Source organism: Bradyrhizobium sp. ORS 111 (assembly GCF_045571485.1).
Classification (GTDB): domain Bacteria; phylum Pseudomonadota; class Alphaproteobacteria; order Rhizobiales; family Xanthobacteraceae; genus Bradyrhizobium.
In genome coordinates, this window is sequence record NZ_CP120701.1 from 1,695,920 (window position 1) to 1,711,133 (window position 15,214).

Here is a 15,214-nt window from a genome sequence, read left to right on the forward strand (position 1 = left end):
GATCCGATCTTGACGCAAATTCCCGTGTCTCCGCTGGGAGACCCCCGTAAATTCGCGCCAAGATCGGGAAATGGCCCGGCGGGGTCAAATACCTTGTTGACCCCTCACTTATAGGGAATCGGAATAAGCGATGGACTACCGGCAGCTTCGCTACTTCATCGCGGTGGCCGAAGAACTCTCCTTCAGCCGCGCCGCGAAACGTCTGCATGTCAGCCAGCCGCCGCTGAGCACGCAGATCAAGGCGATGGAAGACGAACTCGGGACGCAACTGCTGGCGCGGACGCGCCGCGCGGTGGCATTGACCCAGGCGGGGCAATTGCTGCTCGAGCATGCGCGGCGCGCCGTCGGTGAGCTCGATCTGGCGTCGGAGACCGTGCGTCGCGCGGCGCGGGGCGAGGCCGGCGTGGTTCGCGTCGGCTTCATCGGCTCGGTCCCGATGCTCGACATGTTCGCCGAGCTGTTCCGCAGCTTTCGCTCCAACTATCCGCGAGTGAAGATCGAGCTGCGGAATATGTCGACCGCCAAGCAGCTTCAGGCTATCGCCGATGCCGAGCTCGACGTCGCGATCATGCGGCCGCCGCTTGATTTCAGGCCGGCGGCCGATCTGCAAGTCCACGTCGTCTGGCGCGACCTGCTGATGGCCTTTCTGCCGCTCGATCATCCGCTGGCCGGCGTGCAGGGCCGATTGAAGGTCGCCGATCTCGCCGAGCATGAGTTCGTCGGAATGGCGGACAGCGGTTGCGGTGTGTGCGACCAGTCGGCGATGCTGTGCCGGCGGGCCGGTTTTGCGCCACGGGTGGTGCAGGAGGCGCATGAACTCCGCACCGTGCTGAGCCTGGTTGCAGCGGGCATCGGGCTGTCGATCCTGCCGTCCTGCTATCAGGACGCTGGAGTCGCAAACGTGGTCGCGAGGCCGCTCGATACGCCGGACGCCGAGAGCCGCATGCTGGTGGCGATGCGCACCAGCAATGCCTCGCTGCTGCCGCGGCGCTTCGTCGAATGCGCGCTGCAAGCTTCGTCGCGGAGCGCGCTGCCGCCTGCGGCTGACGTCGTTCCCGTGGCGGGCTGATCTGCGCCACGCCTAGCGCGGCTTCAGATGCGCGACGCCACATCTTGCGTGGAACATTCCGCACACTGCGCTCTGCGGTTCTCACTTAATCAAAGGTAAATCGCGCGAGTTCCCTTGCGCTTGCCCTAGTTTATCCATGATACGCCTATCAACTTCCCGTGTGGTGCCTGTCGAACGCGGAGACAGGGGATCGCCGCGCCTGAGTGGGGCTCGGGTTGAGTCGACAGATGAGTTGGGAGCGGGACAATCAATCGGCTCGTGGTGCGACGATGTCTGCTTCCTTCGCTGGGGCAGGCAAGCCGAGGATATTTTTCTGCGACGCGACGCATCCTGGGGACGGGCTGCGCGGCGATCGCGCTCGCGGCCTGGTCGCTGTGCGAATCGGCTCATGCGCTCGATTTCTTCGGCCTGTTCGGCTCCGACGATCCGCCGCCGGTCAGCGCCACGACGCTGTCCTACCGCCTGGTGATCGAGGCCAAGACGGACGACGGCAAGGAGGATAGCGATGCCGAACAGGCATTGCGTGACGCCTCCGCCACCTATCGCCTTCGGCAGGAGCCGCCGCCGGACAGCGACGGTCTTGCGCGCCGCCTTCAGTCCGATATCAATCCGCTGCTCGACTCGCTTTGGAGTCTCGGCCGCTACAACGCCGAGGTCAGTGTCGCCGTCGATGGCGTTCCTGTCGCTCCGCTCGACGACACCGGCTTCGCTGCAGCGGCGCGCCGGGCCGAGGCTTCGCGCAACCGGACCGTTGTTCCTATCAAGATCACCGCGCGGCTCGGTCCGCTGTTCAAGCTGCGCGCGGTCGATGTCGACTATCCGCGCGATCAAGCGCCACAGGGGTTGCCACGCCGCGCTCTCGCACTAAAGCCGGGCGATCCGGCCGTGTCGGCCGACCTGCGCGCCGCGCAGCTCAAGCTCATCGATTGGTTTCGCAGCAACGGACATCCGCTGGCGAAAATCGCGGACGTCAAGGCAACGGTGGATCACGCCGCGGCCGCGATGGACCTTCGCCTGCGGGTCGATGCGGGCCCCAAGGCCGGCATCGGCGCCGTCACCATCTCGGGTGACGGGGCCGTCGACCCGCGGGTAGTCGCGAGCCATGTTTATCTCAGGGAAGGCGAGCCATATTCTCCCGAACGGCTGGCATTGACCAAAACCTCGATCGCCAAGATCCCGGCGATCGGCGGGATTCGCGTCCGCGAGGCCGACAGGCTCGATGCCAACGGCAACCTGCCGGTTTTCATCGATGTAACCGAACGACCCCGGCATGCGGTGGGTCTGTCGGCGAAATATTCGACGGTCGATGGTCCTGGCATTGCGGGCTACTACGAGGATCGGAACATATTCGGCGGCGGCGAGCGGCTGCGGCTCGAGGCGTCCGCCTCCCTCTTGCAGCGCGTCGATGGAACGTCCTTCAACGGCATCAGCAATCTTCGCGCGTCGGATTTCGGTGCGCGATTCACGGGGACTTTCATCAAGCCAGGCCTGTTCGGCACCCCCAACGATCTTCTGATCGAAGCCACCGCCTTCCGCGAGCGCGTCGGCAACAACGAGCTCGGCGGCTACACCGACGATACCGTGCGCGGCACCATGGGGGTGGTCCACCGCTTTTCGGAGACGGCCTCGCTGCAAGGCGGTCTTCAGGTCGAGCAATCGAAATCGCAGGACGTGCTGGGTCGGGTCGATGCGACGCTCGTCGGCTTCACCGCCACCGGCCGCTACGACACGACGGACAATCCGCTCGATCCGACGCGCGGTGTGCGCCTTGCCGCGACCGTCAACGCCTATCCGAAGCTGATGGGCTCGACGATCAATCTGTTCGAGGGTCGCGTCTCGGGGTCGGCCTATTACGCGCTCGATGAGCAGGCCGACTACGTGCTGGCGGGTCGGCTGGCCGCAGGCTCGCTCGGGGGCGCGCCTTTGGCCGACATTCCGGACTCGCATCGCTTCTTCGCGGGTGGCGGTGGATCCGTGCGCGGCTACGGTTTCAACACCATCTCGCCGATGATGTTCGGTCAGATCACCGGCGGCAGCAGCCTGATCGAGGGCTCTGCCGAAGTGCGCGTGAGGATCACGCCCACCATCGGCCTGGTGCCGTTCCTTGACTTCGGCTCGGTGTCCCGCTCGTCGCTGCCGGGCTTCAGTGATTACGTCGGCTACGGGGCGGGACTCGGCCTGCGTTATCTCACGCCGGTCGGCCCGATCCGCCTCGATGTCGCAACGCCGCTGAATCCGCGGCCCGGCGACAGCCGCTACGCGATCTATGTCAGCATCGGGCAGGCCTTCTGATGCGCGCGCGACGGGCCCTTGTCATCGGCTTCGCCATTGCGGCGCTCGGGCTCGTCTGCGTCACGGTGCTCGGTATCGGCTTCTACGGAATGACCGGCAGAGCCGGCGAGAACCAGCAGGACATGCTCGCGAGCCTCGTCTCGCGCGCGCTCTCGACGCCCGCGACCCAGGTTCATATCGGTGCCGTCGATGGCATCCTGTCGTCGGACGCAACGGTGCGCGACGTCAGCGTCACCGATAAGGACGGGGCTTGGCTGACACTCGACAAGGCCCGTCTCGTCTGGCGGCGCAGCGCGCTGCTGGCGGGCCGGCTGGAGATCGATCGGCTCGAGATCGGCGCGCTCGACATCAAGCGAAAGCCGCTGCCGTCGGACCAGCCGGCCGCGGCGTCCGACCAACCGATCCTGCCCGAGCTCCCGGTGAAAGTGCAGGTGAAGGCGTTCGACCTGCATGCTCTGGTGCTGGGCCAGCCCATTCTCGGCGAGGCCCTGAGCGTCAAGGCGACCGGCAACACCGAATTGGGCTCGCCCTCGGAGGGTCTCGTTTTCAATCTCGACGCGACGCGCACCGATTTCCCCGGCCGCTTCAAGGCTGCGCTCGCCTTTGTGCCGCAGGGCAACGCATTGACCCTCGACGTCACGCTCGACGAGCCCGCTCATGGACTGATGTCCAAGATCGGTCATTTGCCGGGTGAGCCGCCGGTCACCTTCGCGCTTGGCGGCAAGGGCACGCTCGATGCCTTCCGCGGCACCTTGAAGTTTCAGGCTGGACCGACGATCGACGCCGCCGGCGCCATCACGCTCGACCGCAACGGGGCGGGCCGCGTGCTTGCAACCCGCCTCTCGAGCCATCTCGGGCCGCTGCTGCCGTCAGTTGCTGCGCCGATCTTTGCAGGCGAGACCAATCTCGACAGCACCACGCACTTCGGCGACGACGGTAGCGTCGGGCTGGACGGATTGACGCTCACGAGCCGCCTGGCGCGGCTCGATGTGAAGGGGCTGCTCGGCGCCGACAGAGTGATGGATTTCTCGGCCTCGATCCGTGCCCTGCCAAGCAATGGCGACGTCACCGAGACGGACCAGGGCTCGATCCGCAGCCTGGTGTTCGACAGCAGGGTCAACGGGCCGATCAAGGCTCCGACACTCACGGCCAAGCTCGCGCTGGCAGGCGCCCGCTTGCCGGATGGCGATCTCGACTCGCTCGATGCCTCGCTCACGGCGATGCCTCGCGCGGAGCCCTCCGACCCCGCAACGCATATCGTGGTGGACGCGAATTTGCGCGCCTCCGGCATCGTGCCGCGTGACCCTGGCCTCGCAGCAGCGATCGGCAGGACCGCATCGCTCGTGCTCCACGGCAGCACCGATCTGGGCGGCCATGCCACGATCGAGCGGCTCGAGGTCGGCACATCGACGGTCCAGGCCACCTATAGCGGCGATGTCAGCCCCGACCGGCTGCACGGCCGTGCCACCGGAACGATGCCTGATCTCGCCCGCTTCGGCGATCTCGCCGGGTTGAAACTCAAGGGCGCGGTGGCACTCGGCCTCGATCTCGACGCCGACCGCGAGCATGGCCGCGTCGACGCCAAATTGTCCGGCACCGGCGAGGGGATCGCGACCGGTCTCGCAGCGCTGGATGGGCTCGCAGGACCGCGCGTCACGCTCGCGGCCGATGTCAGTGCGGATAGCGGCAGCGATACCTACACCGTCCGCGACGTCTCGCTCGACGGCGCCCATGTTGCGGTCCGCGCCAAGGGAACGGTGACCCGCGAAACGAGCGACCTGTCGGCGCATGTCAATCTGCCTGATCTTGCCGCGGCGGATGCGCGTCTCACAGGTGCGGGCGCGGTCGACGCCAGTCTGACCGGAGGGCTTGCTCATCCCGGCGTGTCGTTTGCGGCCTCGCTGGGTCGCGCCACCGCGATGCGGCGCCCCATTCCGCATCTGCAACTCGCGGCGACCATCAGTGATGTCAAGGGACCCTGCGTTGTCGACGCCAGGCTCGACGGTATGATCGACGGCAAGTCCGCGCGTGGGGTCGTGCAAGCCAGTCGCCAATCGGGCGACACGTCTGCTTCGGCTTTCGCCGGGTGGGACGCCAAGACCATCGACATCGCGATCGGCTCGGTCTCCTTGAAGGGGGCCGGGACGATCGATGCGCAACGGCTCGCGCGCGGGCAGCTTCGCTTCGCCGCCGGCTCGCTCGCCGACCTTTCGCCGCTCGCCTTGATCGACCTCGCCGGCTCGGCGTCGCTCGATCTCGCCGCATCCGTCGAGGACGACCAGCAATCCGTCCGCCTCGCCGGCAAGGGTGCGGCAGTCCGCGCCGCCGGTGCCGCGATCCGCAGTTTCGATCTGCGCGCCGATGCGGCCGATCTCTACCGCCATCCGCGGCTCAATGCGGATGCCAAGGTCACCGGCGTCGAGGTTGCCGGCCAGACCGTCACGAGCGCCACCCTGACCGCGCGGGGAAGCGCCAGCACGAGCACCATCGGCCTGTCGGCCAAGGCCGCCGGCTTCGATCTCGATGCCGGAGGCGTGCTGACGGCCCAGGATCGCACGTGGTTCGATCTCAACCGGTTCTCCGCGCGACGCGGCGCCAGGGCGATCGCGTTGCAGGGACCGGCGCGCTTCACGCTCGACGACGGAAGCGTACTGATCGAGCATTTGGCGCTCGGTGTCGGCAACGGCCGCTTCATGGCTGACGGCAGCGTGGGCAAGGCGCTCAGCGTCAAAGCCGTCGCGAGCGCAATCCCGCTCGGCGAGGCCGATGTCGTGATGCCGGGCCTGGGGCTTGCCGGAACGCTCGACGCCTCGGCGACGATCGCCGGCTCCACGAGCGCCCCGACGGGCCAGTACAAGGTGTCCGTCAAGCAACTGACCGCGCCGCAGGGCCGCAGCGCCGGCCTGCCGCCGATCGACCTTGCGGCAGAGGGCCGCCTTGAGGGAAGCCATGCGAGCCTCGCCGCTACGATCGCCGCGGGAAAAGCCGGCTCGATCACGGCCTCCGGCACGGCGCCGCTCGATGCCGGCGCGCCGATCGCGTTGACCGCGAAGGGCCGTCTTGATGCCGCAGTCGCCAACGCCGCATTGTCAGCGTCCGGCCGCACGGTGTCCGGAACCGTCGTGCTCGATGCCCGCGTGGCCGGCACGCGCGCCAAACCTCAGATCGGCGGCGCCGCTACCTTGAGCGGAGGCGGCTTCCGCGACAGCCTGCTCGGCACCCGCTTCGACAACATTGAAGCGAAGGTGACAGCAGAAGGCGACCGCATCGTCGTCGAGCGCCTCGCCGCGGCGACGCCCAACGGCGGCACATTGTCCGGCTCCGGGCAGGTGCGGGTTGCCCCCGATGAGGGCTTCCCGGGCACGATCTCGATCCGCGGACAGCAGGCGACGCTGGCGGCCAGTGCGCTCGCCACCGCGCAGGCCAATCTTGCGATCGACGTCAGCGGCGCTCTGGCGCGCGATCCGCGGGTCACTGGCCGGATCGACCTGACCCATGTCAGCGTCGATATCCCCGACCGCCTGCCGTCGACGCTGAAACCGATCGACGGTATCAACCACGTCAACGCTTCGGGTCAGGCGGCTGCGCGTCTTGCCGCGGTGCGCAAGGCCGAGGCCTCGAAAGGCAGCAAGGGGCGCGCAGCGCTGTTCAATGCCGCGCTCGATGTTTCGGTCTCGGCGCCGAACCACGTCTTCATTCACGGCCGTGGGGTCAACGCGGAGGTTGGCGGCTCCGTTCATGTGGGCGGCACGACCAACGCTCCAGTGCCGAAAGGCGCCTTCTCCCTCTACCAAGGCAAGCTGGCAGTACTCGGAAAGACGTTGACCTTCACCAAGGGCAATCTCTCCTTCAACGGCGACCTTGCCCCCGAGCTCGACTTTGCGGCGGAGATACAGGCCTCCGACATCACCGCGCAGGTCGGCATCTCCGGGCCTGCCGCCGCGCCGGTCTTCGCTTTCACATCGCAGCCGGAATTGCCGCAGGATGAGATCCTGTCGCGCATCCTGTTCCAGAAGGCGTCGGGCAGCCTGACGACGTCGCAGGCGCTGCAACTCGCGCAGGTGGCAGCGCAGTTCGCGAGCGGCGGCGAAGGGACGATGGACCGTCTGCGTCGCTCGCTCGGCGTCGACAGCCTGGATGTGGGCGCCGGGGCAGGCGGTCCAATGGTCGGCGCGTCACGCGCGATCGGCGACAGGCTGAGCGTGGGCGTGCGGACCGGCGCGAGCGCCAGCCAGTCCGGCGTGTCGGCCAATGTGGACGTCACGCGCCACATCCGCGTCGAATCGGATGTCGACGCGAAAGGCTCGACATCCGTTGGTATTGGAACGCGGTACGAATGGTAACGCGAGAATGATTCTGCGATCGCTTTGATGCGATCTGCGACGACCGAACGAACGATTCCCGCCAATCGTGGTCTAAGGCGTGATGGGGTTAGGTTGGATCGAATCGCGGGGGCTTGGGTCGACCTCTCCCCGTCGGGGAGAGGTCGGATTGCATCGTCAGATGCAATCCGGGTGAGGGCCTTTGCGCTCTCGATAGACCGTAACCCTCACCCGATTTGCTGCGCAAATCGACCTCTCCCAATGGAGAGGTGACCTCCGCTACTGTTCCAGATCAATCCAATCCGATCACACTCTAGTCGCCGCGTCGTTTGGCTTCGGGCCGCACGCCTCGCACGAATAGACGGACCGCAAGGCGCAGACGCCGGTCCTGTTCGGCGGGCGGCTCGGTCATTTCAAGCAGGGCGAGGCGCTGCGGAATTCCGGCGACGCAGTTGAAGAACTGCTCGGCCACCAGACGCAATTGAGACTTCGGAAACTCGATGTCTCCGCGATCCGCATAGAAGGTCAGGATGTGCTCGACCTGATGAAGTCCGCGCTCCCGGTTTCGCTCGGTCAGGCGCTTCATGATCTCGGGAAATTGCGGGGCGACCGCGAACATCAGGCGCCGCAGCGCGACCACGTCGGGTTGCAGCGAAATGTCGATCAGAACGCGGCCGAGTTCATACAGTCCGTGCTCGGGACCGCGGGGTGAGGGCGCAAGCGAGCGCAGCACATCGAGCCGGTCGAGAAAGTTGTACTCGATCGCGGCCACGAAAAGCTCGGACTTGTCGACGTAGCGGGCGTAGATGAAGCGCTTGGCCACCCCGGACTGCCGCGCGATCTCCTCGACCGACACCGCTTCGAAGCCGCGCTCGAGAAACAGCCGCATCGCGGTCTGTAGCAGCACGCCGCGCCGCCGCTCGGCCTCCTCGCGGCTCGGCCGTCCGCCAGGACCACGTCTGAATTCGACGGTTTCCGTCACTCGATTCTCCCAGGGCGCGATGTTGCTCAACCGCATCATGCCCTAATCGCCATGTCCTGACCCGTCTTCATCACGGGAAGCTGATCCGACCGGGCCGCAGTTTCGCTCGAAACGCGCCACGGCCGGATTGACCTTACATAACTTCCGGCATAATGCAACAGCATCGTTGCGTTGCATTTAGTGGTGCCATCATGACCCGGCGATTCCTCATCATTCTCGGCGTGCTGATCGCGTCGGCGATGGCCGGCGGCGTGTGATGGTCCTGGCGCGCGTCGGAGCGGGCGGCTTGGCAGGGCTACGCGGAGGCCGACTATGTAAAGGTCGCCCCGACCCAGCAGGGCTTGCTCACCGCCGTGACCGTGGCGCGCGGCAGCAGGGTCGAGGTCGGCACGCCGCTGTTCGTTCAGGACGAGGGCGCGGACCGCGCCGCGCGCGATCAGGCCGCGCGTCAGCTTCAGCAGGCTCGCGACCAGCTCGCCAATCTCGAGGCTGCGGCCAAGCCGACGGAAATCGAACAGGCGGAGGCCAACCTTGCCGATGCCCAGGCGACGGTCCAGCGCGCCAAGTTCGATCTCGATCGCGCCGAAGCCTTGATCCAGAGCGGCGCGGTCACCAGCCAGACCCTCGATCAGCGGCGCGCGGATTTTCGCTCCGCGACCGCAAAGGTCTCGGCGATGCAGGCGATGCTCACCCAGATGCGCGCGCCGACCGGCCGCCAGGGTGAGATCCAGGCGCAGCAAGCGGCCGTCGATGCCGCGAAGGCCGCGCTCGCCATGGCCGATTGGCGGCTCTCGCAGCGGCGCGCGGCGTCTCCGGTCGATGCCCGCGTGGTCGACGTGCTGGCGCGGCCCGGCGAGACCGTCGCGGCCGGAACGCCGGTCGTGTCGCTATTGCCTCCGAGCAACATCTTCGTGCGCTTCTTTGTGCCGGAGGCGGATCTTGCCCGTGTCCATACCGGCGATACGGTCGTAATCCACTGCGATCGCTGCCACCGCGACATCACCGCGACGATCTCGTTCGTCTCGCCGCAGGCCGAATACACCCCGCCGGTGATCTACAGCGAGGAGAGCCGCGCCAAGCTGGTCTATCTGGTCGAGGCGCGGCCGCCGCCGGCGCAGGCTGCGCTCTTCAATCCGGGCCAGCCGGTGACGGTTGAGCCCTCCGGGGCGAAGCCATGACCGGTCATGTCATCGACGTGCATGATCTGCAGAAGACGTTCGGCGAGCGGCGCGTCGTCAACGGGCTGAACCTGCAGGTGTCGCGCGGTGAGATCTGCGGCTTCCTCGGCGCGAACGGCAGCGGCAAGACCACGACCATCCGCATGCTCTGTGGCCTCCTGGTGCCCGACGGCGGCACAGGCATCTGCCTCGGCCTGGATATCCTCAGCCAAGGCCCGGCGATCCGGCGCCAGACCGGTTATATGACGCAGCGGTTCAGCTACTACGAAGACCTTACCGTGCGGGAAAATCTCGAGCTGGTGGCCGGCGTCTACGAGATGGACGATGCGGATGCGGCAGTGCGGGACATCATCGCGCGGATGAGCCTCGGGCGCTACGAGACGCAGCTCGCGGGACATCTCTCCGGCGGCTGGAAGCAGCGGCTGGCGCTCGCCGCCTGTGTTCTGCATCGTCCGAAACTGTTGCTGCTCGACGAGCCGACCGCGGGCGTCGACGCGCAGGCGCGGCGCGAGTTCTGGGACCTGATCCACGACATGGCTGGCGAAGGGCTGACCGTGCTCGTGACCACGCACTACGAGGCCGAGCGTTGCAACCGGATCGTCTACATGGCGGACGGCCGTATCGTCGTCCAGGGCACGCCCGATGAAGTCGTTCGTCGCGCGGGCTTGCTGGTCTATGAGGCCACGGGCAACGCGATCGACGATGCGGCGCGGCGCCTGCGCCATTTGCCGGGCGTCGAGGCGGCCGCCGTATTCGGGCATGCGTTGCGGGTCGCGGGCACCGACCGCGCGCGGCTCGAGGCGGCGATCGCGCTGGCGCCGGCCTGCGCATGGCAAGAGGCGGAGCCGCGCCTCGAGGACGTCTTCATTCATCAACTCGCTGCAAGGGAGGAGGCACAATGAGCCGCTTCTCCTTCAGAAGGCTCCATGCGCTGTTGCGCAAGGAGTGGATCCAGGTGCGCAGGGATCCGATGACGCTCCGCCTGATCATCGCGCTGCCGATCATGCAGCTCTTCCTGTTCGGCTATGCGATCAACTCCAATCCGAAGCATCTGCCGACCGGATTGCTGCTCGGCGAGCCCTCCAAATACGAGCGCACGATCGTCACGGCACTGCAGAATACCGGCTACTACGACGTGAGGACCTACGCATCGGAGGCCGAGGCGGAGCGGGCGATCGCCAACGGCCAGGCTTTGTTCGTGGTCAATATCCCTCCGAACTTCGACCGCTCGGTCGATCGCGGCGAGACACCCACGGTGCTGGTCGATGCCGACGCGACCGACCCGACCGCGATCGGCAATGCGACGGCGGCGCTTGGCTCTGTCGTCAACAGTCTCAATCGCGACCTACCGGTCATCCGCCAGGCGCAGCCGGCGATCACGCCGTTTCAGTTCGTCATCCACGCGCGCTACAATCCCGAGCAACTCACCGTGCTGAACATCGTGCCCGGCCTGATCTGCATCGTGTTGACGATGTCGACATTGCTGATCACCACGCTCTCGATCACGCGCGAGCGGGAACGCGGCACCATGGAGAACCTGATGGCGATGCCGCTGCGGCCGATCGAGATCATGCTCGCCAAGATCGTGCCTTATGTCGCGATCGGCTACTTCCAGGTCGTCCTGATTCTGGCGACGTCGGCGCTGGTGTTCGGGCTCCCGGTCCGCGGCTCCGTACCGCTCTTGATGCTGGCGCTCGGCCTTTTCATCGCCAGCAATCTGGCGCTCGGGCTGACCTTCTCCACGATCTCGGCCAATCAGATCCAGGCGCAACAGCTCGCGCAGTTCATGCTGCTGCCATCCTTCATGCTGTCCGGCTTCATGTTTCCGTTCCAGGGCATGCCGGTCTGGGCGAGGTGGCTCGGCGAACTGTTTCCGACCACCCACGCGATCCGGATCGTGCGGGCCGTGCTGCTGAAGGGCAACGGCGCCGCCGCGATCATGCCGGACCTGTGGCCGATCGTGTTGTTCACCTTGCTGGTGATCTGCGTCGCCATCTGGTTCTACCGGGAGACGCTCGAATAGCGCTCAGGCGCCGTCCTGTCCGGGATTTTCGAGGCTGAACGTCTCGGACTGCTCGTCATAGGCGAACAGCTCGGCGTAGCGGCCCCACGACACGATGGTCTTGAGCGTTTCGTCCGCATAGTCCTCGGACATGTAGTCCTCGAGCTCGTTGCGGAAACGCGCGGCGGGCGCCATGTGCGAGGGCCGTTCGTCGAGCACGCGCTTGATCAGGCCGAAGACCGGGACGTAGCTGACGAGGTGCTCGGCGAACAGCTTCTTACGGGCGTCGGTATCGAGATGGGCGAAACGCACGCCCGCGTCCGTGAGCACCAGATCGCCCTCGCTCAGATGGGCGAAGTGCAGCAGTTGCAGGGTTTCGCCGAGATGCAGGATCTCATCGGTCTCGAGCTGAAGCTGGCTCGCCAGCACGGGGAGGTCGGCATGCCCGCCATAGGGCGGTCCGGCCAGCGTCTCGATCAGGCCGGACAGCTCGTTGGACGAAACGTGGTCGAGCACCATGCCGACGCCGCCGCCGGGAACGCCCTCGAGCGACGGCGTCTTGGGCTCCTCGCGCTGCGTCATGCGGGCATAGAGTTGCTCGACGAGCTGGCGGAACGTCGGATCCAGCCGGTTGCGCGGATGCTTGAGGTCGATCTTGAACTCGGCGGCGACACGTCCGGGATTCGACGAGAACACCAGGACGCGGTCGCACATCAGCACGGCCTCCTCGATGTTGTGCGTCACCATCAGCACCGACTTGATCGGCAGCCGGCCCTCAATCCAGAGGTCGATCAGATCGGTGCGCAGCGTCTCGGCGGTGAGCACGTCGAGCGCCGAGAACGGCTCGTCCATCAGCAGGAGATCGGGATGCACGACCAGCGCCCGTGCGAATCCGACGCGCTGGCGCATGCCGCCGGACAACTCCTTGGGGTAGGCGGATTCAAAGCCGTCGAGTCCGATCAGGTCGATCGCGGCGAGCGCGCGGGTGCGCCGTTCGTTGGCGTCGACGCCGAGCGCCTCCAGGCCGAGCTCGACGTTCTGCAGCACGGTCAGCCAGGGGAACAGCGCGAACGACTGGAACACCATGGCGACGCCGTTCGGCGGGCCGGCGATCGCCTCGCCCCGGCAAGTCGCATTGCCCGATGACGGCGCGACGAGCCCCGCGATGATGCGCAGCAAGGTCGACTTGCCCGATCCGGAACGGCCGAGCAGGCCGACGATCTCGCCGGCCTGGATGGTGAGGTCGACCTTTTCGAGCACCAGCAATTGCTCGCCGCTTCCTTTCGGGAACGAGCGGGAAACGCCGCTGATGTCGATCAGGGCGGTCTGCTTGGTTTGGTCGAGCATCAGGATTCCTCTCGATCAGCCGAGCCGAAGGCGGCGCTCGCCAAAGGCATAGAGCGGCCGCCACAACAGGCGGTTAAACAACGTGACCAGGACGCACATCACGACGATGCCGAGCACGACCCTGGGAAAATCGCCGGCCTCGGTCGCGTGCGCGATATAGGCGCCGAGGCCGGTGGCGACGAGATGGGTGTTGCCCCAGCTCGCGACCTCGGCGACGATCGAGGCGTTCCACGATCCGCCGGATGCAGTGATCGCACCGGTGACGTAGTAGGGAAAGATGCCGGGCAGCACGACCTTCATCCACCATCGCCATCCCCCGAGGTGAAAGCTGCTGGCCGCCTCGCGCAGGTCGGTCGGGAAGGCGGCGGCGCCTGCGATCACGTTGAACAGGATGTACCACTGAGTGCCCAGGATCATCAGCGGGCTCAGCCACACATTCGGATCGAGGTGGAAGCGGACGATCAGCACGACGAACACGGGGAAGGCAAGGTTGGCCGGAAAGGCGGCGAGAAATTGCGCGAGCGGCTGCATCCGTTCCGCAAGCTTTGGCCGCAGCCCGATCCAGACGCCCACCGGCACCCAGATCAGCGACGCCAGCGCGATCAGCACGATCACGCGCACGAGCGTGATCAATCCGTATCCCACGGCATCGACTACGTCCGACAGTCCGAGCGACGCGGAGAGATATCGATACGCCAGCCAGGCCGCATAGCCGGCCGCACTGACGATCACTGCAATCCAGATGCCGTCGACCACACGCGAGGGTTGGCTGCGCTTGCCGCCAGCCTGCAGCACGGGCAGCCAGGTGACGCGCATCGTCGAGATCGACTTGTTCGCTACGGCGAGCGGATAGGTCAAGGTGCGCAGCGCACGCGTTCGCCTGAAGAGATCGAGCATCCATGACGTCGGGCCTTCGCCGGAGGCGATCTGCTCGAAACGGAATTTGTCGGCCCAGGCGACGATCGGGCGGAACAGCAGTTGGTCGTAGGCAATGATGATGATCAGCATCGTCAACAGTGCATAACCGATGGCGGGCAGGTTCTTCTGCTCGATCGCGGTTGCGACATAGGAGCCGACGCCGGGGAGGGTGACCGTCGTGTTGCCGACGGTGATCGCCTCGGACGCCACAACGAAGAACCAGCCGCCGGACATCGACATCATCGCGTTCCAGATCAGGCCGGGCATCGCGAACGGAACGTCCAGCCGCCAGAACCGCTGCCAGCCCGAGAGATGGAAGCTCTCGGTCGCGTCCTCCAGGTCCTTCGGCACGTTGCGCAGCGACTGATACATGCTGAAGGTCATGTTCCAGGCCTGGCTTGTGAAGATCGCGAACACGCAGGCGAACTCGGCGCCCAGCACGCGGCCGGGAAACAGGTTCATGAAGAACACGACGGTGAAGGTGAGGAAGCCAAGGATCGGCACCGACTGCAGGATATCGAGCATCGGGATCAGCACCATCTCGGCGCGCCGGCTCTTGGCCGCGACGGTGGCGTAGATGAACGTGAAGATCGTCGAGCAGACGATCGCCAGCAGCATCCGCATCGTCGTCCGGAGCGCGTAATACGGCAGGTTGGCCGGATCGAGCGACACCGGAACGCGCTCGAGCTCGGACAACGGCACGGTGGTCTGCTCGCCGCCATAGACGACGAGCACCATCGCGCCGACCAGGAGCAGCAACGCCGCCAAGTCCCAAAAATTGGGCCGCAAGGAGACAGGCCCCCATACGGCTGATCGCATGTCCTGAAACGTCATAAGGCCACCTTCGGGGGCAGGATTCGGCATGCATGCGGCCCGACAGGTCGGAACCGGCCCCGGTCGGCTTATAGGCAGGATTTACGACAATCGGGTAGTCGGAAGATGAGAGTCATAGGCTCTTTCGGAAGCCCGGTCCCGTGCATGACATCGCCGGCACCATGCATCCGCGTCGCCGCGGTACGAGCTGGAGTCTTCGCCACAGCGTTCGCGCTACGCCGGCTGGAAGGGGTGCATCACGGAAGCGCTTTTGCCTGACCCACCTGACCG

At 66.1% G+C, this 15,214-nt stretch carries 9 protein-coding genes; 6 read left to right on the forward strand and 3 right to left on the reverse strand.

What is annotated here, in order from left to right; all coding sequences use genetic code 11:
- The first annotated feature begins 130 nt into the window (after nt 1-130).
- The 3 genes from P6U30_RS07880 (at nt 131) to P6U30_RS07890 (ending at nt 7,704) form a co-directional block, all read left to right on the forward strand.
- Complete coding sequence (locus P6U30_RS07880) at nt 131-1,069, forward strand: LysR substrate-binding domain-containing protein (RefSeq protein WP_407168849.1); 939 nt, start codon at nt 131-133, stop codon at nt 1,067-1,069.
- A gap of 261 nt (nt 1,070-1,330) precedes the next feature.
- Nucleotides 1,331-3,361, forward strand: coding sequence for an autotransporter assembly complex protein TamA (locus P6U30_RS07885; RefSeq protein ID WP_407168850.1), 2,031 nt, complete (start codon nt 1,331-1,333; stop codon nt 3,359-3,361).
- The gene (locus P6U30_RS07890) at nt 3,361-7,704 is read left to right on the forward strand and encodes a translocation/assembly module TamB domain-containing protein (RefSeq protein WP_407168851.1); all 4,344 of its coding nucleotides are present in this window, start codon (nt 3,361-3,363) and stop codon (nt 7,702-7,704) included. Before P6U30_RS07885 ends, P6U30_RS07890 begins: the two co-directional genes overlap by 1 nt.
- A gap of 292 nt (nt 7,705-7,996) precedes the next feature.
- Here the strand turns inward: P6U30_RS07890 and P6U30_RS07895 are convergent, their stop codons facing one another.
- Nucleotides 7,997-8,665 carry a TetR/AcrR family transcriptional regulator gene (locus P6U30_RS07895; protein ID WP_407168852.1) on the reverse strand — a complete coding sequence of 223 codons (669 nt, stop codon included), beginning with the start codon at nt 8,663-8,665 and terminating at the stop codon, nt 7,997-7,999.
- A gap of 341 nt (nt 8,666-9,006) precedes the next feature.
- On the opposite strand from P6U30_RS07895, the gene P6U30_RS07900 reads away from it, so the two are divergent.
- From P6U30_RS07900 to P6U30_RS07910, 3 genes are read left to right on the forward strand one after another with little or no spacing between them, the layout of a single operon-like run.
- Entirely contained in the window at nt 9,007-9,843 is an 837-nt protein-coding gene (locus P6U30_RS07900; protein ID WP_407168853.1) for an HlyD family secretion protein, read from the forward strand.
- Entirely contained in the window at nt 9,840-10,745 is a 906-nt protein-coding gene (locus P6U30_RS07905; protein WP_407168854.1) for an ABC transporter ATP-binding protein, read from the forward strand. The genes P6U30_RS07900 and P6U30_RS07905 overlap by 4 nt, the downstream gene beginning before the upstream one ends.
- A complete protein-coding gene (locus tag P6U30_RS07910; protein ID WP_407168855.1) occupies nt 10,742-11,866 on the forward strand; it encodes an ABC transporter permease in 1,125 nt (374 codons plus the stop codon). Before P6U30_RS07905 ends, P6U30_RS07910 begins: the two co-directional genes overlap by 4 nt.
- Nucleotides 11,867-11,869: 3 nt before the next feature.
- Here P6U30_RS07910 and P6U30_RS07915 read toward each other — a convergent pair whose 3' ends face one another.
- Together P6U30_RS07915 and P6U30_RS07920 are read right to left on the reverse strand one after the other, a co-directional pair.
- Complete coding sequence (locus tag P6U30_RS07915; RefSeq protein WP_407168856.1) at nt 11,870-13,192, reverse strand: AAA-associated domain-containing protein; 1,323 nt, start codon at nt 13,190-13,192, stop codon at nt 11,870-11,872.
- Nucleotides 13,193-13,207: 15 nt separating this feature from the next.
- Nucleotides 13,208-14,944, reverse strand: coding sequence for an ABC transporter permease (locus P6U30_RS07920; protein ID WP_407168857.1), 1,737 nt, complete (start codon nt 14,942-14,944; stop codon nt 13,208-13,210).
- Nucleotides 14,945-15,214: the final 270 nt, after the last annotated feature.